At 69.6% G+C, this 15,557-nt stretch carries 19 protein-coding genes; 9 read left to right on the top strand and 10 right to left on the bottom strand.

The genetic code is table 11. The annotated features are described in order from the left end of the window. Positions 1 to 115 precede the first annotated feature (115 nt). From BMW35_RS11785 to cruF, 5 genes are all read left to right on the top strand, one after another. A complete protein-coding gene (locus tag BMW35_RS11785; protein WP_089669631.1) occupies positions 116 to 1,453 on the top strand; it encodes an MFS transporter in 1,338 nt (445 codons plus the stop codon). A gap of 67 nt (positions 1,454 to 1,520) precedes the next feature. Then, the gene (mch, locus tag BMW35_RS11780; protein WP_089669630.1) at positions 1,521 to 2,456 is read left to right on the top strand and encodes a methenyltetrahydromethanopterin cyclohydrolase; all 936 of its coding nucleotides are present in this window, start codon (positions 1,521 to 1,523) and stop codon (positions 2,454 to 2,456) included. Between the two features lie 46 nt (positions 2,457 to 2,502). Continuing rightward, complete coding sequence (locus BMW35_RS11775) at positions 2,503 to 4,044, top strand: phytoene desaturase family protein (protein ID WP_089669629.1); 1,542 nt, start codon at positions 2,503 to 2,505, stop codon at positions 4,042 to 4,044. A gap of 1 nt (position 4,045) precedes the next feature. Further along, positions 4,046 to 4,873 (top strand): prenyltransferase, encoded by an 828-nt coding sequence (locus tag BMW35_RS11770; RefSeq protein ID WP_089669628.1) that lies wholly within the window; start codon positions 4,046 to 4,048, stop codon positions 4,871 to 4,873. Next, the gene (gene cruF / locus BMW35_RS11765; RefSeq protein WP_089669627.1) at positions 4,866 to 5,705 is read left to right on the top strand and encodes a bisanhydrobacterioruberin hydratase; all 840 of its coding nucleotides are present in this window, start codon (positions 4,866 to 4,868) and stop codon (positions 5,703 to 5,705) included. Before BMW35_RS11770 ends, cruF begins: the two co-directional genes overlap by 8 nt. A gap of 75 nt (positions 5,706 to 5,780) precedes the next feature. On the opposite strand, the gene BMW35_RS15915 is transcribed toward cruF, so the two are convergent. Both BMW35_RS15915 and BMW35_RS11755 read right to left on the bottom strand, forming a co-directional pair. Then, on the bottom strand, positions 5,781 to 6,365 hold the full coding sequence (locus tag BMW35_RS15915) for a DUF8121 family protein (protein ID WP_245708174.1): 585 nt from the start codon (positions 6,363 to 6,365) through the stop codon (positions 5,781 to 5,783). A gap of 134 nt (positions 6,366 to 6,499) precedes the next feature. Further along, entirely contained in the window at positions 6,500 to 7,462 is a 963-nt protein-coding gene (locus tag BMW35_RS11755) for a phytoene/squalene synthase family protein (RefSeq protein ID WP_089669626.1), read from the bottom strand. A gap of 149 nt (positions 7,463 to 7,611) precedes the next feature. Here BMW35_RS11755 and BMW35_RS11750 point away from each other — a divergent pair, with 149 nt between their 5' ends. Then, positions 7,612 to 8,103 carry a double winged helix-containing putative transcriptional regulator gene (locus BMW35_RS11750; protein WP_089669625.1) on the top strand — a complete coding sequence of 164 codons (492 nt, stop codon included), beginning with the start codon at positions 7,612 to 7,614 and terminating at the stop codon, positions 8,101 to 8,103. A 25-nt stretch (positions 8,104 to 8,128) separates the two neighbouring features. Here BMW35_RS11750 and BMW35_RS11745 read toward each other — a convergent pair whose 3' ends face one another. The 4 genes from BMW35_RS11745 to BMW35_RS11730 form a co-directional block, all read right to left on the bottom strand. Next, positions 8,129 to 8,497: a hypothetical protein gene (locus tag BMW35_RS11745; RefSeq protein WP_089669624.1), complete on the bottom strand. Its 369-nt coding sequence runs from the start codon at positions 8,495 to 8,497 to the stop codon at positions 8,129 to 8,131. 30 nt (positions 8,498 to 8,527) lie between these two features. Continuing rightward, entirely contained in the window at positions 8,528 to 10,156 is a 1,629-nt protein-coding gene (locus BMW35_RS11740; RefSeq protein ID WP_089669623.1) for a GTPBP1 family GTP-binding protein, read from the bottom strand. 78 nt (positions 10,157 to 10,234) lie between these two features. Continuing rightward, positions 10,235 to 10,834: an HAD family hydrolase gene (locus BMW35_RS11735; protein ID WP_089669622.1), complete on the bottom strand. Its 600-nt coding sequence runs from the start codon at positions 10,832 to 10,834 to the stop codon at positions 10,235 to 10,237. Positions 10,835 to 10,858: 24 nt separating this feature from the next. Then, positions 10,859 to 11,392, bottom strand: coding sequence for a J domain-containing protein (locus BMW35_RS11730; RefSeq protein WP_245708173.1), 534 nt, complete (start codon positions 11,390 to 11,392; stop codon positions 10,859 to 10,861). Positions 11,393 to 11,479: 87 nt separating this feature from the next. On the opposite strand from BMW35_RS11730, the gene BMW35_RS11725 reads away from it, so the two are divergent. Next, the gene (locus tag BMW35_RS11725) at positions 11,480 to 11,668 is read left to right on the top strand and encodes a hypothetical protein (RefSeq protein ID WP_089669621.1); all 189 of its coding nucleotides are present in this window, start codon (positions 11,480 to 11,482) and stop codon (positions 11,666 to 11,668) included. Between the two features lie 21 nt (positions 11,669 to 11,689). Here the strand turns inward: BMW35_RS11725 and pyrF are convergent, their stop codons facing one another. Then, positions 11,690 to 12,493, bottom strand: a complete 804-nt coding sequence (gene pyrF / locus BMW35_RS11720; RefSeq protein ID WP_089669620.1) for an orotidine-5'-phosphate decarboxylase — start codon at positions 12,491 to 12,493, stop codon at positions 11,690 to 11,692. 85 nt (positions 12,494 to 12,578) lie between these two features. Between pyrF and BMW35_RS11715 the strand changes: the two genes are divergently transcribed. Further along, positions 12,579 to 13,016, top strand: coding sequence for a hypothetical protein (locus BMW35_RS11715; RefSeq protein ID WP_089669619.1), 438 nt, complete (start codon positions 12,579 to 12,581; stop codon positions 13,014 to 13,016). Positions 13,017 to 13,019: 3 nt separating this feature from the next. Here BMW35_RS11715 and BMW35_RS11710 read toward each other — a convergent pair whose 3' ends face one another. Both BMW35_RS11710 and BMW35_RS11705 read right to left on the bottom strand, forming a co-directional pair. Beyond that, a complete protein-coding gene (locus BMW35_RS11710) occupies positions 13,020 to 13,403 on the bottom strand; it encodes a DUF7993 family protein (protein ID WP_089669618.1) in 384 nt (127 codons plus the stop codon). Position 13,404: 1 nt separating this feature from the next. Next, complete coding sequence (locus BMW35_RS11705; RefSeq protein ID WP_089669617.1) at positions 13,405 to 13,845, bottom strand: DUF2240 family protein; 441 nt, start codon at positions 13,843 to 13,845, stop codon at positions 13,405 to 13,407. 85 nt (positions 13,846 to 13,930) lie between these two features. On the opposite strand from BMW35_RS11705, the gene BMW35_RS11700 reads away from it, so the two are divergent. Next, the gene (locus BMW35_RS11700; protein WP_089670418.1) at positions 13,931 to 14,305 is read left to right on the top strand and encodes a 30S ribosomal protein S8e; all 375 of its coding nucleotides are present in this window, start codon (positions 13,931 to 13,933) and stop codon (positions 14,303 to 14,305) included. Positions 14,306 to 14,351: 46 nt separating this feature from the next. On the opposite strand, the gene BMW35_RS11695 is transcribed toward BMW35_RS11700, so the two are convergent. Continuing rightward, positions 14,352 to 15,467 (bottom strand): hypothetical protein, encoded by a 1,116-nt coding sequence (locus tag BMW35_RS11695; RefSeq protein ID WP_143052196.1) that lies wholly within the window; start codon positions 15,465 to 15,467, stop codon positions 14,352 to 14,354. Between the last annotated feature and the right edge of the window lie 90 nt (positions 15,468 to 15,557).

The following is a 15,557-nucleotide window of genomic DNA, read 5'->3' as shown; positions in this document are numbered from 1 at the left end:
TACTCGACGCCACTCACAGCCCTCAGACGACCGCATAAGAATTTTCACGTGAATCCGAGACACACTCTCGAAGCATATTTGTCGGGTGAGCGTAATTGTCAGACGACCCCTCGCAATGAGTCGTCTCTCCAAGTCTCAGGTCATCCGCCGGTACTACCTCTACCGCGCGACCGCACGGCCGGGGTTCCACTACCCGATCTACACGTTCTTCCTGCTGTTCAACGGCCTCACCTACACGCAGATCGGCCTCATTGCGTCTATCCAGTCTATCGTCGTCGTCACCTCGGAGGTGCCGACCGGCTACGTCGGCGACCGCATCGGCCGCCGGAACAGCCTCGCGGTCGGCGCGGGCATCATGCTCGTGTCGAACGCGAGCTACCTCGTCGCCACTGACTTCGTCGGGTTCGCGTTCACGTTCATCACGCTCTCGTTCGGCGGGACGTTCATCTCCGGCAGCGGGAGCGCGTGGCTCTACGACACCCTGAAAGAACACGATATCGAGGACGAGTTCACGCGCATCAGCGGGCGCGGCCGCGCAATCGGGCTCTACGTCGGCGCTGCCGGTGTCGTCCTCGGTGCGGTCCTCTACACCGTGAACAGGTACTACCCGTTCTACGCGGGTATCGCTGCGGCCGCGCTGGCGATGGTGTTCGTGCTGCGACTCCCGCAGAACGAGGCCTACGACGACGACTCCGACCACGAACAGGAGAACATGGGCATCGCCGAGGCGCTGCCCGTCGTCCGCGACCAGCTTGCCGCGCCCCGGCTCCGGTGGTTCGTCGTCTACCTCGCGCTGTTCAGCGGCGCGCTCTGGACAATGGACATGTGGATTCAGCCCATCGCTCGGGACGCCATCGAGGCGACCATCCTCCCGCAGTTGCAGTCGCTGGCGATTCCGCGGACCGAACTCGGAATCGGCGGCCTCACGATTCCGGCAGTGTCCATCAAGGACCCCGAAATCGTGTTCATCGGCGTCCTGTACGGCGCGTTCAGGCTGCTGTCCGCCGTCGCGAGCGACCTCTCGGGGAACCTCCGTGACCTGCTCGGCGTCCGAAACGCTATCATGCTGGTCCCGTCGCTCATCGCGGTCACGTACGTGGTCGCGGCGTTCGAGCCGGTGATGGTGTTCGTGATGCTGTTCGCGATGAAGGGCGGCAGCGCCATGCTCGGCCCCATCCAGAACCAGTACCTGAACGACCACGTCGAGTCGGTGGGGCGTGCGACCCTCCTGTCGTCGGTCGCGATGCTCCGGCAGGTCGCCGGCGTTCCGTTCCGCGTGGGCAGCGGCGTCCTCGCCGACGCCTACACGACCATCGACGCCGTCGCCATCCTCGGTGGCGTGTTCCTCGTGGCGGCGGCGCTGCTGTGGGCGTTCCGCTCGCCCGTCGAGCGCGGCTACGAGTCCGCTACGACTGGGGCGGCGTCGCCCGAATCGAGCGCAGCGGAGGACTGACACGGCCGTCGCACCCGCCACAGTCGTACTGAGAAACCTCTTGTGTGGGGGCGACGAATCCCGCGGCATGGATAGTCTGAACCGGATGGCGCTGGAGCTCGCCGACGAGGCCCTCGAGTTCACCGAGGAACTCGACATCGGCGCGTTCGAGCTCGACAGCGGTGCGACGGTCATCGATTTCGGCGTGGGCCACGAGGGCGGCCTGGAAGCGGGCCTGCTGCTCGCCGAACTGCAGACGGCGGGGCTGGCGACGGTCCAGACCCGCGTCGACGAGGTCGCGGGCGCGACGTTCCCGCACGTGGAGATGGCCTGCGACCAGCCGGACGTGGCGATGCTTGGGTCGCAGAAGGCGGGCTGGGAGCTCTCCGTCGACGACTACGAGGGCCTGGGGAGCGGTCCGGCTCGCGCGCTCGTCGCCCGCGAGGGCGAGTTCCAGGCCATCGACTACGTCGACGCCTTCGAGTTCGCGGTGCTCGCGCTGGAGGGCGACGCCCTCCCGACCGAAGCGGCCGCGGAGCAGGTCGCGGACCTGTCCGGCGTCGAGCCCGGCAGCGTGTTCCTGCCGGCGTACCGGACCGCGAGCGTCGCCGGCAGCGTCTCCGCGGCGGCCCGGACCGCCGAGCTGGCGGTCTTCCGGCTGTACGAACTCGGCTACGACCCGACAGACGTGCTGTCGGCGACCGGGAGCGCGCCCGTCGCGCCCGTCGCGGGCGACGAGCAGACCGCCATCGGCCGGACGAACGACGCGCTCGCGTACGGCGGCCGCGTCCACCTCACAGTCGCCGAGGACTCGGACGTCTTCGAGGCGGTGCCGTCGTCGGCGGCCGAGCTGTACGGCGAGCCGTTCGCCGAGGTGTTCGGCAGCGAGGACTGGGACCACGACGAAATCGACGAGGGCGCGTTCGGGCCCGCGCAGCTCACGGTCGACGTGGTCGACGGCCCGACGTACGCCTACGGCGAGGTCCGCGAGGACCTGCTCGCCGACGGCTTCGGCCTCGCGTAACGCCGGAGGGCGTCGTTTTATCTGCCGTCCGTTCCTCGTTCGAGGCATGGACGAACTCGCGGGAACGTCGGTCGCAGTCATCGGTTCGGGGTTCGGTGGACTGTCGACCGCGTGCTACCTCGCCGACGCGGGGGCCGACGTGACAGTCGTGGAGAAAAACGAGCAGGTCGGCGGGCGGGCGAGCGTGCTGGAGCGGGACGGCTTCCGGTTCGACATGGGGCCGTCGTGGTACCTGATGCCCGACGTCTTCGAGGAGTTCTTCGCGGACTTCGGGAAGCAGCCCAGCGACTACTACGGGCTGACGCACCTCGACCCCCACTATCGCATCTTCTTCAAGGACAACGCCGGGCGGCGGCCGGGTCGCGACGTGCCCGGCCTCGACGTCGACACCGACGGTGACACCATCGACGTGACGCCGGACCGCGAGCAGGTCAAGCAGGTGTTCGATGCTTACGAGCCCGGTGCCGGCGACGTGCTCGACGACTACCTCGCGAAGTCGCGGGAGAACTACGAAATCGGGATGGAGCACTTCGTGAAGACCGACCGTCCCCGGGTGCGGGACTGGCTCGACCCGAGTCTGGCCGAGTACGCCCGCGGGCTCAGCCTCCTCGGGTCGATGCAGGACCACGTCGAGGACTACTTCGACCACCCGAAGCTCCAGCAGGTGATGCAGTACACGCTGGTGTTCCTCGGCGGGTCGCCGAACACGACGCCCGCGCTCTACAACCTCATGAGCCACGTCGACTTCAACCTCGGCGTCTACTACCCCGAGGGCGGCATGAACGGCGTCGCCGTCGGGATGGCGGACCTCGCCCGCGAACTCGGCGCGGAGTTCCTCACGGACCACCCGGTCACGCAAATCAAGGGCCGGCGCGGCGGCTTCAAAGTCGAGACCGACGGCGAGACCGGTGCCGTGCTCGCCGACGTGGTCGTCTCTGACGCCGACTACGCCCACACCGAGCAGGAGCTCCTCCCGCCGCAGAAGCGCCAGTACGACGCCGACTACTGGGAGTCCCGGACGTACGCGCCGTCGGCGTTCCTGCTGTACCTCGGCGTCGAGGGCGACGTGGACGAGCTCGCCCACCACACGCTCGTGCTGCCGTCGGACTGGCAGCAGCACTTCGACGAGATCTTCGAGCAGCCGGCGTGGCCTGACGACCCCGCGTACTACCTCTGTGTGCCCTCGAAGACCGACGACACCGTCGCGCCCGACGGCCACAGCAATCTCTTCGCGCTCGTGCCCGTCGCGCCCGGGCTGGACGACACCCCCGCGATTCGGGAGTCCTACCGCGACCTCGTGCTCGACGACATCGCGGAGAACACGGACGTCGACCTCCGGGACCGCATCGTCGTCGAGGAGACGTTCTCCGTCTCCGAGTTCGCGGACCGCTACAACAGCTACCAGGGGACGGCGCTCGGCCTCGCGCACACGCTCCGGCAGACCGCGCTGTTCCGGCCGCCCCACCGCTCGACGGCCCTCGACGGCCTCTACTTCACGGGCGCGTTCACCACGCCCGGCATCGGCGTGCCGATGTGCCTCATCAGCGGTGACATCACTGCGGACTACGTGATCGACGACGCCGTCTGACATGCTCCGGTACCTCCTCGTCCTCTCGCGGCCGCGGTTCTGGCTCTACCTCGCCGGCCCGGTGCTCGTCGGCGTCTCCTACGCCGCCGACACCGTCGGCGAACTGTTCGCACCCGCGGCCGTCGTCCTGTTCGCGTACTTCCTGCTGCCGGCGAACGTCTACCTCTACGGCGTCAACGACGTCTTCGACCGCGACGTCGACGAGACCAATCCCAAGAAGGAGGGGAGGGAGGCGCGCTATCAGGGCGGGACGGCTGTCGCCGTCGTCGTCGCGGTCTGTGGCCTGCTTCTGGTCCCGGTCGCCGTCCCGCTCCCCGAGCAGGCGTGGCCGTACCTCGCTGGCTGGTTCCTGCTCGCGACCGAGTACAGCGCGCCGCCCCTGCGCTTCAAGACCACGCCGCTGTTCGACTCGCTCTCGAACGGTCTCTACATCCTCCCGGGCGCGGCCGCGTACGCCGCCATCGCGGGCAGCCACCCGCCGCTGCTCGCGGTCGCCGGCGGCTGGCTGTGGGCGATGGGGATGCACACCTTCTCCGCGATTCCGGACATCGAACCGGACCGGGAAGCCGGCATCACCACCACCGCCACCGTCCTCGGGAAAGAGAACGCGTTCGCGTACTGCGCGTCGACGTGGCTGCTGTCCGCGGGCGTGTTCGCGTTCGTCGATTACCGATTCGGCCTGCTGCTGCTGGCGTACCCCGTGCTCGTGTTCGGTATCCGCCGTCTCCAGGTGGACGTCGACCGCGCGTACTGGTGGTACCCGGCCGTGAACACGCTCGTCGGCGCGCTGTTCACCCTCGGCGGCCTCTGGGGTGTCGTGCGTGCTTGACCGCGCCCGCGCGGAAGCGCGCCTCGACGACGTGGTCGCCGACCACCGCTTCGAAATCGCGGTCGTCTTCCCCGCGGTGGGTGCGGTCACGCTGCTCGCGTCGGCGTGGGACCTGCTCCCACCGTTCCTCTCGTTCAATCCGTACTTCATCCTCTTCGGCACGCTCGTCATGCGGCTCCCGCTCGCCGCCGGCCTCGCGCCGCTGGTCGACAGGAAGGCCGCTGTCGCGCTGCTCGCGCTCACCGGCTACGCGTTCGGTATCGAGCTGTTCGGCGTGACGACCGGCTGGCCGTACGGCGACTTCGCGTACCTCATCGAACTCGGGCCGATGCTCGCCGGCGAGGTGCCACTCGGCCTCCCCGTGTTCTTCTTCCCGCTGGTCCTCAACAGCTACCTGCTCGTCGTCCTCCTGGCGGGCCCTCGGGCGCGCAGCCGCATCCTCCGCCTGGTCGCCGTCGCCGCCACCGTCGTCTGGATGGACGTCGTCCTCGACCCCGCCGCGGTCGCGCTCGGTTTCTGGGAGTACTACCCGCCCGGCACCTACCACGGCGTCCCGCTCTCGAACTACGCCGGCTGGGTGCTGTCCGCGGCGGTCTCCGTCGCGCTCCTCGACTGGGGGTTCGACGCCGACGCGCTCCGCGACCGGCTCGCGGACTGTGCGTACCTCCTCGACGACCTGGTGAGCTTCGTCATCCTCTGGGGAGCCGTCAATCTCGCGTTCGGTCAGGCCGCGCCGGCCGTCGCGGCCGGCGTCCTCGGGGTCGCGCTCCTCCGAACAGACCGCTTCGACTTCGCCGTGCTCCGCGACCGCATCCGCTCCACCCGACAGTAGCGCCAGCGTCGCGCCGCGTGTGGCAGTCGGCGGCGCGGACTCCCCGACACGGACGTTCGCAGCAGACTGGTGTCGTCAGTCGGCTAACTCGGGGTACGTCAACTGGAGTTCCCCGTCGAGGGTGTAGTCAGTGCTCGTGAGGCTGTTGCCGGACAGTTCGAGTGTCCCGTGGATATTGACGTCCGTCGCCGATTCCGCGCCGGGAACCACGATGAGGTCGAGCGTGCTGATTGTCTCGTCTGCCAGATCGTCCAGATCGGTCACCTCGATGGTCGTTCCGATGTCCCGCTCGGGCGTGTAGAGTGACACCGACGGTGGCGGAGAGCTATCGCCCTCGACTGGTGAGACGACGGCCACCTCTGCAGGAGACTCAGTGGCGACCTCTGGCATCCACACTCGCAGCGCAATCGAGTCCACGCTCGTCCCGTCCTGATGCCAGATTTCCATCGGAAGGCGGAGCTGGCCAGACGTGACTCTGCCATTGACACTCAGATGGCCGACTTCCGTGTCGCCGTCGGCGAACGTGAGTGTCGTTCGCCCACTCTGTGTCCCGTCCACCGTCTGGTCAGAGATCGTCGTGTGGCCTGCGATTCCGCTGCAGCCCGCCAGTGCTGCGCTGCCGACACCGCACGCGGTCGTGAGGTACGTCCGCCTGTTCACGGCTGCAGCAACAGCCCCCGGATACAAATACAGTTTGTAGAGTCAAAGAACGGGACTCGTTTGCGCGCCGACCCGAGGGCAACTGTGCCGCCGCGGAGTAGTGTCCGAGACCCTGCGAGGCTGGTTCGCGACTGCTACGGCATCGGCTGCGGGCCGCCGTGGGGCCGCCGGTTGTCGCCGGTCTCCGCGAGCCCGGTCGCCCGGTAGAACACCGCCTCCGGGTTGGAGTTCAGCGCCCAGAGCGCGCGCGTCTTCGCCACCAGCCAGAGCTTCCGCGTCGTCGACAGCGACGGCGTCTCGGTGAGCACGTCGCAGTTCCGCTCTCGGATGAGCCTGTGGTGGTCGGCGTACAGCACGGCCGACACCAGCACGGCGAACTGGCAGTCCTCCGGCAGGTACTCGATGCCCGCGACGCCCTCCCGGTACTTGCGTTCCGTGTACGCGAGCTCCGCCCGCATCGCCTCTCGGAATCCCGCGTCCACCTCGCCCGCGCGGAGCTGGTCGACGGTGACGCCGTACTCCTCGCGGGTCTCCGCCGGGAGGTAGACGCGGTCGTACTCGTGGACGTCCTCTGCAACGTCCCGCAGGAAGTTCGACAGCTGGAACGCCTCCGCGAGCGCCGCGGCGTGGGGAGCCGCCGTCTCCTTGTCGTCGACCTCCATCACGTCCATCATCATGTAGCCGACGGCGACCGCCGACCCCCGCATGTACTCTTCGAGTTCCTCGTGGGTCTCGTAGCGGGTCTTTTCGAGGTCCGACTGCATCGCGTCCACGAAGATGTCGATGTCCTCGTCGCTGATGTCGTGGCGGTCCGCGAGTTCGCGGAACGCCGTCAGCACCTCGCCGTCGGCGTCGACGGCGTCGGCGTCGCGGTCCCCGAGTGCGACGGCGCGGATGGCGTCGAGTTCCGCGCGCTGCACGTCGGGGTCTCTGTCCTCGGTCGTGTCGACGACGTCGTCGGCGACACGGAAGAACGCGTAGAGGACGTAGGTGGCGTGTCGCACTCGCTTCGGCAGCAGCCGGGTTGCGAGGTGGAATGTCTTCCCGGTCCGGCGCTGTATCGTCTTGCTCGTCGAAATCTGTGTGTGGTCGACCATGTAGCGAACTCCGCGGTGCTCGCCACCGCCAGCGGGCCCCGACTTGCTTGAAGTCACATATGCAGCGAGAGAAGAAAAAACACGGTGTCGACTGCGGGGTTCGCCGGGTCTCCAAACGACTGAAGGCCGGGGGGCACTCACGCACGACCATGCAGCGAAAGCCCGTCCCGCCCGCGCCGCAGTCGCTGACTGCCGTGGCGGACGTCGTGGACGCCGTGCCGCTCGTCCCGAAGCCCGAGGACGACTGCTGTCGCCGGCTCGTCGACCGCGCGGAGGTCCCGGACCGGGGGCGGGCGTCCTCGTGGCTCGTCTTCCTCGCCGCGCTCGGCGTGCTGGACGACGACGCTGCGGGGTACGCGCGCGGCGGCGATGTCCCGCTGGACGACACCGACGCGCTCGCGGCGAACTTCCGCGAGAACGTCTTCCTCGCCGCCGAGACCGTGGACGCGCTCGGCGACGGGCCGCGGTCGCCGGCCGACGTTTTCGCGGTCGTCCGCGAGCGCGTGCCGCGCTGGGAGCGCGCGAAGCGCGACAACTGGCCCGAGTTCTGGACGGGGCGCGTCGAGCGCCGCCTCGACTGGGCAGTCCTGCTCGGTCTCGCCGAGCGCGAGGGCGACAGCTACGTCGCCGCGCGAGACTGACACAGTGCCTGCCGTGTGGCGCGATTCACTGGATGTAGTCGCCGTTCCGGGCGTAGAACAGTATCTGGCCGGCGAACACGCCAGTGGCGGCCGCGACCGCGATAGCGACTGGTCCCTCGTAGCCGTTCGACACGGCGACGTAGCCGCCCGCGACCCCGACGACCGCCGTGCTCACTGCGGCGAGCGCGCCGTCGACGACCTGCTCGGTGCTCGATTTCGCGGCGTCGTAGGACTCGCGGTCCAGGCGCGAACTGGTGCGCACGAGCGCCGGCGTCCCGGCGGCTAGTCCGATGGCGAGTGCGTACGCCGTCTCCATCGACAGCGAGAGAGCGCCCGAGACGACGCCCGCGGTCGTCAGGCCGACGACGAACTCCAGCGTGCTCCGACTGACCATACGCCGACTGGGCAGCCGGGAGGCAAAAAGCTACTCTACGATGCCCGTCACGGTGCCGACGCCTTTGCTGGACCCCTCCCGGAAGACGAACCGCTGGCCTTCCTCGACGAGGTACGGCCGGAACTTGAATCGGACCCGCGTCCGGCCCGTGTCCCCGGGGAGGAGTTGGCCGTCCTCGGGGTCGAAGCGCGCGGCCTCCCCGACGGTCTCCAGGTGGACGACCGGCTCGTAGCCGGCGTCGATCCGCGTCGGGTGGTTCAGCACCATCACTTCGGCCTCGAACTCGCGGACGGGCTCCGGCTCGGCGTCCCCCGGAAGCAACACCATCCCGCGCTCGATGTCCTCCTCGCGGACGCCCTTGAGCGCGATGCCGACGATGCGGCCGGCCTGCGCGCGGTCCACGCGGTGATAGTGCATCTCGATGGACCGCACCTCCACCTCGCGGAAGCTCCCGTCCGGGAACGGCCCGAGCAGGAGGTCGTCGCCAGCCTCGACGGTGCCGGACTTCACGGTGCCGGAGGCGACAGCGCCGACGCCTGTGACGCTGTACGTCCGGTCGACGTACATCCGGAACGGCCCGCTCGCGGCCGTCGTCTTCGGCAGGCGCTCGAACAGCTCGTCGAGCACGTCGAGGCCGTCCCGTGAGACGGCGCTCGTGCGCACGATGGGGACCACGCCCTCGCCGACCTCGTCGACGGCGGCGTCGACGCCGTGGCGCGCCACCGGGAGCGGCGCGCGGTCGGTCTGCCGGAGGATGCGTTCGACCTCCCGCCCGACCTCGGCGACGCGCTCATCGTCGACGAGGTCGGTCTTCGTGATGGCGACGATGGTCGGGAGTTCGGTCGCGAGCAGCACGCCCATGTGCTCCCGAGTGGTCTTCGTCGGGCCGTCGTCCGCGGCGACCGTCAGCAGCCCGTAGTCGAGCTTCTGGCCGACCAGCCCCCGGATGGTCGTCGACAGCCACGGCTCGTGGCCGACCGTGTCCACGAACGACACCACGCGGTCGGCGGTCTCCACGACCGCCGCCCGCTCGTCCTTGCGGTCGGGGTTCCGCACGCGCAGCGGCCCGTCGCCGTCGAAGCCGTAGACGCCGTACGAGAGGTCCGCCGAGAGCCCGCGCTCGACCTCGTGGGGCTGGACGTCGAGGAATCCACGCGTGCCGCCGTCGCCGTCGTCGGCGTCGCCCGTGACGAGACTGCCGACGAGCGTCGACTTCCCGTGGTCGACGTGGCCCGCCGTCCCGACGATGATGTGGTCGTCGTCCGGCGTCAGCGACGCCCCGTCGACGAGCGTCGCGATGCCGACGATGCCCTCCTCGGCGTCCGTCTCGCCGTCGCCGCTGACGCTGTCGACGCCCCACGTCTGGACGTCCGCGATGTGCGCGCCGGCCTCCTCGGCGAGTAGGCTCAACACGTCCATCGTCTCCGAGAACGTCGTGGGGCTCACGCCCGCCAGCCCGCCGTCGTCCGTGACGCCGAGGACGTACTCGGCCTCGCCGTCCCCGGACAGCACGCGGTGGCGCAGCTGGGCAGCGAGGCTCTCCAGCCGACCGTCCACCAGGTGGACGTCGCGGCTGAACCGTTCCTTGAACTCGACGCTTCCGCCCTCCTGTTCGCCGCGCTCCAGCGCGGTCGCCAGGCGGGCCCGGTCGCGTCCCATGGAGTCGCGTTAGGGACTACCAGACAAAAGCCTTCCCCGGGTAGCGGTACGTAGCCGTCCCGAGACGACGATTTCCGGCTACACGCGGTCGACGGCGTCAGCGAGCGACTCGCCGTCGTATCGGGCCGCCAGCCAGCCGGCGTTCGCCGCGCCGTCCACGTCGGCGTCGGAGTCGCCGACGAGCGCGTGCTCGTCGGCCGGGAGGCGGCGCTCGGCGAGGTCGAACGGCGCGCGGTGAGGTTTGTGGTGACCGGCCTCGTACGCCGTCACGAACGCGTCCACGTCCCCGAGCAGGCCGCAGGCGGCGAGCTTCGCGCGCTGCCACTCGGGCACGCCGTTCGTCAGCACGCCGACTCGCCCGCGGTCGGCGGCCGCATTGAGCGCCGCGCGTGCGTCCTCGGTCCGCTCGGTCGCCCGGAGCTCGGCGTCCAATAGCGCACCGGCCGTCTCCTCCACTCCGTGGTCGTAGTCGGTCTCGGCTCGCAGATGCTCGACGCCGCCGCGGTAGGGCGCGGGCTCGCAGTTCCGGAATCGGTCGAGGAACCCCTCGTTGTAGGCCGCCAGCCAGGAGTCCGGGCTCTCGCCCGCGACACGCTCGAACGCCTCGGCCATCGCCGCCTCGATGGAGGTTGTCATCCGCAGAAGCGTGCCGTCAAGGTCGAAGTAGGTGGCGCGCACACGCCCCCGTCACCGCCCGACGGCCTAATCGTTCCGCTTCAGCCGCTTGTAGGCCTCGTTCACGCGGGAGAACTCGGCCTGATCGCCGCCCCGGTCCGGGTGGAGTTCCCGAGCCTTCTCGCGGTACGCTGTCTTCACTTCGTCGCGGCTCGCACCCGGTTCGAGACCCAGCACGCGGTAGTCCTCGGGTCTCGGACGGTCGTCGGCCGCGCCGCTCGCAAACTCGCTGGCCCCGGCTGTCCGTCGACCGCCGCCGGCGCGCCGGCCGCGAGACTGCCGACGGCGTTCGCTCCGCCCGCGGCCGCCCCGGGGGCCCGTACTCGCGGTTCGGCCGCGCGCCTGCCCCGCGCGCGCTCGCTCCCGAGTGGCTCCGCGCCGAAACGCCCGCGCCCGGAGTCGACCGGACGCGTGGTAGTAGAAGATGCCGGCCGCCGCGCCGAACGGCACCGCGACCGAGAGCGCCACCGGGCTGTAGACGACGGCCAGCACGCCGAAGACGAGACTGAGCGCGCCGAACACGCCAGCGAGCCCCCACACGAGACCGTCGTCGGGTCGCACGAGCGACAGTACGGGACGAACCGACAAGGGTGTTGGCCTCCCCGCGACGCCCGCACAGTCAAGCCCCGGGCACCCGTAGGTGTGCGTATGAGTGTCACTGGCGTCTGTTCGGTCTGCGGGAGCGCCGACGCGAACCGCGTGTGCGACCGCTGCGGGAACGTCGTCTGTGAGGACCACCACGACGAGCGCGGCGTCTGCACGGAGTGCGCCGCCGAGATGGCTGGCGGCGACCCCACCGGGGGCGGCGACTTCCCGCCGTCCGGCGGCCCGCAGTAACGTCGTTCCCAGTCGGTCCGACTACCGGTACTGGTTCAGCCGTTCGCGGAGCTTTCGGGCCGCGTCGCCGGCGGCGGCCGCCCACTCCGGGGAGTGCTCGCCCGCGAAGATGATGCCCCGCGTCGAGTTCACCAGCCCGACGCCCTCGTCGTTCAGGCCGTACTCGACGGCCGCCTCGGCGTCACCGCCCTGTGCGCCGACTCCGGGGACGAGAAACGGCAGCTCGGGGACGCGCTCCCGGATGGCTTCGAGTTCGTCGGGTGCCGTCGCGCCCACCACGAGGCCGACGTTCCCGTACTGGTCGTTCCAGCCGGCGGCGCGCTCGGCGACGTGCTCGTACAGCCGGCGGTCGTACGCCGCGAGTTCGAGGTGCTGGAAGTCCATCCCCCCGGGGTTCGACGTCCGGCAGAGCACGAACACGCCCGCGTCGGACTGCGAGAGGAACGGCTGGAGCGCGTCCTCCCCGAGGTAGGGGTTGACGGTGACGGCGTCGACGTACTCCAGCATCTCGGCGTACTGGCGTGCGGTGTTCCCGATGTCCGCGCGCTTCGCGTCCAGCAGGACCGGGACGTCCTTGCCGTGCGCGTAGGCCACCGTCTCCCGGAGCGCCCGCCAGCCGTCGGCGTCCTCGTAGAACGCCGCGTTCGGCTTGAACACCGCCGCGTGCTCGTGCGTCGCGTCGATGATGCGTCGATTGAACGCCCACCGGGGCAGGTCCGCGTCCTGCACCGACTCCGGCAGTCGGTCGGGGTCGGGGTCGAGTCCGACGCTCACCACCGAGTCCGCCGTCTCGATGCGGGCCGCCAGGTCCTCGAAGAAGCTCATACGTCTGGGTGCCCGCAAACCGGCAAAAGCGATTCGCTTCCACACGGGGAGAAGGCATTTACTGGCCCGCGTGCAGCGACGACGTATGCCCTCCCTTCGCTCTGTCTTCCGCGCACTGCTCGTCGTCGCCGGCATCGGCATCACGGCCCTCGGGCTGCTGTTCGCGGCCACCGGCTGGGGGGCCGAGGGGTTCCCCGCCGGCCTCGCACTCGTGTTCGGATTCGTCGCGCTCGCCGGTGGCGGTGGCGTCCTCGGCGTCGCTGCCCTGCTCTCCGGTGGCAGTCTCCGCCCTGTCCAGACGACGATGCTCAAACTCGCCGGTGGCCTCGCGGTCGTCGCGCTCGCTCTCCCCGCCGGCCTCCTAGTGGTCGCGCCCGCCGCCCTGCCCGGCCAGCTGGGACCAGCCGGCGTCGGTGATGCCGTTCTTCTCTGGCTGCTGCTCGCGCTCGGCGCGCTCGCCCTCGCCGTCTGGGTTGGCATCTGGCGTGCCGGCGAACTCGTCCACGGCAGGGTCCAGTCCTGACAATCAGTCGTCGCGAGCCGCGGCTGCGTCGCCCAGCACGTCGAGCGCGCGTTTCGCCGCCGCGCCGTACTCCACGAACACGACGACCCGGGGCGGCTCGCTGGCGACGGGCCGCGTCCGCAACTCCGCGTCCTCGGCGGCGTCGCGAGCCGCGTCCAGACCCGCGTACAGTTCCAGGCGAACGCGGTCTGGCTGCACGAACACGCGCGCCAGCCGCTCGCCGCCGTGTTCGACGTCGTAGGCGCGAGCGCCGTCCGCCGTCGGCTCGACGTCCGGGTTCGCGTCGGCGACGCCCAGCTCGTCGTACGGTGAGCGCTCGTGGCCCGTGACCTCACTGGACAGGAGTTCCGCAATGCGCTTTCCGTCGGTGATGCGGTCTTCGACCATCTCAGAGGTCCTCCCGGGCTTTCGCCGCAGCGCCCTCGGGTTCGACGCCCTGCCGGCGCGCGTACACCACGGCCGCCGCGTCCGCGGTCACGCCGAGGTCTCGCTGGAGTTCGTTCACCGCCGCGACGGTCTCCTGACGGTCGAAGTCGGCGGCGACCAGCGCGTCCAGCGCACGCTCGAACGCCGACCGCTCCTGAAACAGCGACGCGTCGGGCGCGAATTCGTCGGGAATCGACACCTCGCTCGGGTCGAACGTCGCCTCCACGTCGCCGTCCACGCGCTCCACGAGGCCCTCGCCGTCCGCCACGTCCAGCAGGCGCTTGGCCTGGTCGGGACTCATCCAGTCGCGGTCCAGCGACAGCGCCACCACGAACGCCTGCTCGGCGACCCGCGTCCGTCCCTTCTGTTTGAACGGCGCGGCCGCCGCGACCCGGAGACTCATACCCGAATGCAGCGCCGGCACCCGCCTAAACCCTGCGTCTCGGCTAACCGAGGCTTTCAAGTACGTCGTGGTGCTGTTCTCGGGTATGCAATATCAGGGCCGCTCCAAGCGCTCGAAGACGGGCGCGCGACTCCGACCGCGCTCGAAGAAGAAGAAGAGCGAACTCGGCCGCGAGCCGACCGAGACGACCGTCGGCGAACCGCGGTTCCGCACCGTCGACGCCCGCGGCAACGTCGAGAAGGTTCGCGCGCTCTCCACGGACGTCGCCAACGTCGCGACCGACGACGGCACCGAACGCGCCACCATCGAGGACGTCGTCGAGAACGCCTCGAACCCGAACTACGCCCGCCGGAACATCGTCACGAAGGGCGCTGTCATCGAGACGGACGCCGGCACGGCCCGCGTCACCTCCCGTCCCGGTCAGGACGGCCAGGTGAACGCGACGCTCGTCGACGAGTAAGCAGTTCTCTCCGTTCGACTTCTGCTCCCGCGACCGCCAGCACCCGCTACGGAGAGAAACGCTCGCGGTGAATCTCCTCGGTGTCGCCGCCCACCGGATAGCTGACGACAACCTCGTCGCCGTCCGGGTGTGCGCCGACGTTGAGGTAGTTCAGCGACCCGACCGGTTCGGCCTCCGAACTGCTGTCCGCCACGGTCGTCACGACGCGCACGCGTCCCTCCTCGTCGTTGTCGTTGAAGTTCACGCGCGCAATCGCGTCCCGGTCGTCCGTCTCTGGGTCGACGACGAACTCGATGTCGTCCACGAGACGGTCACTCTCCGGGAATCGCTCGCGGTGGACCACCCGGGATTCGCCGTCGACGGTCGCCGACACCACGACCTCGTCACCGCCGGGTTCGACACCAACTTCGAGGTAGGAGACGCTCCCCGGCGTACTGGTCGGCGTGGTGTCGCCGGACTGCACCGCTTCGACGGTCACGCTGTCCGCCACGACAGTCGAGACGAACTGCACGCGTGCCGCGTTCTGGTCCGGTTCGAACGCCACGCCGGAGACGACACGCGCCGCCAGCGCCGTGTCGGGAGATTCCCCCTGAGACCCGACGCCCTGTGCGAGAATCAGCCAGCCGTCCGCCTGCTCGACGGTGACGAACCGCACCGTCTCCGTGCCGGTCTCGGACTCGTAGGTGACTTCCACGACTGCGGCGTCGGTGCCCGCGAGCGTGTCCTCGATTGCGCTCCGCTCCGTGTCGGGACCGGGGAGCGTCCCCGACAACACGAGGTCGACCGTCACGTCGCGGTCGACCCGTTCGAGGGTCACGTCCTCGGGGAACGTCGAGTTCTCGAACAAGTTCTCCGCCTCCTCACGCGAGAGCTGCTCGACGCTGAACGGGTGGAGCGGGTGGAACGGCCCCTGAAACGCCGACGCGTCCTCGGCGGTGACGAACGCCTCGATTGCCGCCGTCGGACTGTCGGCCGGCTCGGGCGCTCGCTCGTCCGACGCCGTCTGCTCTGTCGTCTGGGTCGTCGTCGATTCCTCGGCGGTGGTCGACGCCGTCGTCTTGTCGCTGCCGCTACTCGGTGTCCCAGTACAGCCAGCGACGCCGGCGACGCCGGCGGCCGCGAGCGCGCTCAATGCCGCTCGTCGCGACAGGTCGAAATCCATTACGTTCCGTTCCACCTCCCGTGCCTTCAGTACCCGGAGTGCGTTTCCGCGCCGGCGACTCGGCTGAAGGTATTTACGTCTCGAACGACC

Source organism: Halobacterium jilantaiense (assembly GCF_900110535.1).
GTDB classification, from domain to species: domain Archaea; phylum Halobacteriota; class Halobacteria; order Halobacteriales; family Halobacteriaceae; genus Halobacterium; species Halobacterium jilantaiense.
The sequence above is the reverse complement of the archived record's forward strand: the minus strand, read 5'-3'. Positions and strand labels throughout refer to the sequence as shown.

Bases quoted from the DNA above. Each gene is read 5' to 3' on its own strand.
- BMW35_RS11705 (WP_089669617.1), bottom strand. From the start codon at position 13,845: ATGAGTCTCCGGGTCGCGGCGGCCGCGCCGTTCAAACAGAAGGGACGG.
- BMW35_RS11740 (WP_089669623.1), bottom strand. From the start codon at position 10,156: ATGGGACGCGACCGGGCCCGCCTGGCGACCGCGCTGGAGCGCGGCGAA.
- BMW35_RS11785 (WP_089669631.1), top strand. From the start codon at position 116: ATGAGTCGTCTCTCCAAGTCTCAGGTCATCCGCCGGTACTACCTCTAC.
- BMW35_RS11755 (WP_089669626.1), bottom strand. From the start codon at position 7,462: ATGGTCGACCACACACAGATTTCGACGAGCAAGACGATACAGCGCCGG.
- BMW35_RS11695 (WP_143052196.1), bottom strand. From the start codon at position 15,467: ATGGATTTCGACCTGTCGCGACGAGCGGCATTGAGCGCGCTCGCGGCC.
- BMW35_RS11750 (WP_089669625.1), top strand. From the start codon at position 7,612: ATGCAGCGAAAGCCCGTCCCGCCCGCGCCGCAGTCGCTGACTGCCGTG.
- pyrF (WP_089669620.1), bottom strand. From the start codon at position 12,493: ATGAGCTTCTTCGAGGACCTGGCGGCCCGCATCGAGACGGCGGACTCG.
- BMW35_RS11745 (WP_089669624.1), bottom strand. From the start codon at position 8,497: ATGGTCAGTCGGAGCACGCTGGAGTTCGTCGTCGGCCTGACGACCGCG.
- BMW35_RS11775 (WP_089669629.1), top strand. From the start codon at position 2,503: ATGGACGAACTCGCGGGAACGTCGGTCGCAGTCATCGGTTCGGGGTTC.
- mch (WP_089669630.1), top strand. From the start codon at position 1,521: ATGGATAGTCTGAACCGGATGGCGCTGGAGCTCGCCGACGAGGCCCTC.
- BMW35_RS11715 (WP_089669619.1), top strand. From the start codon at position 12,579: ATGCCCTCCCTTCGCTCTGTCTTCCGCGCACTGCTCGTCGTCGCCGGC.
- BMW35_RS11700 (WP_089670418.1), top strand. From the start codon at position 13,931: ATGCAATATCAGGGCCGCTCCAAGCGCTCGAAGACGGGCGCGCGACTC.
- BMW35_RS11725 (WP_089669621.1), top strand. From the start codon at position 11,480: ATGAGTGTCACTGGCGTCTGTTCGGTCTGCGGGAGCGCCGACGCGAAC.
- BMW35_RS11770 (WP_089669628.1), top strand. From the start codon at position 4,046: ATGCTCCGGTACCTCCTCGTCCTCTCGCGGCCGCGGTTCTGGCTCTAC.
- BMW35_RS11710 (WP_089669618.1), bottom strand. From the start codon at position 13,403: ATGGTCGAAGACCGCATCACCGACGGAAAGCGCATTGCGGAACTCCTG.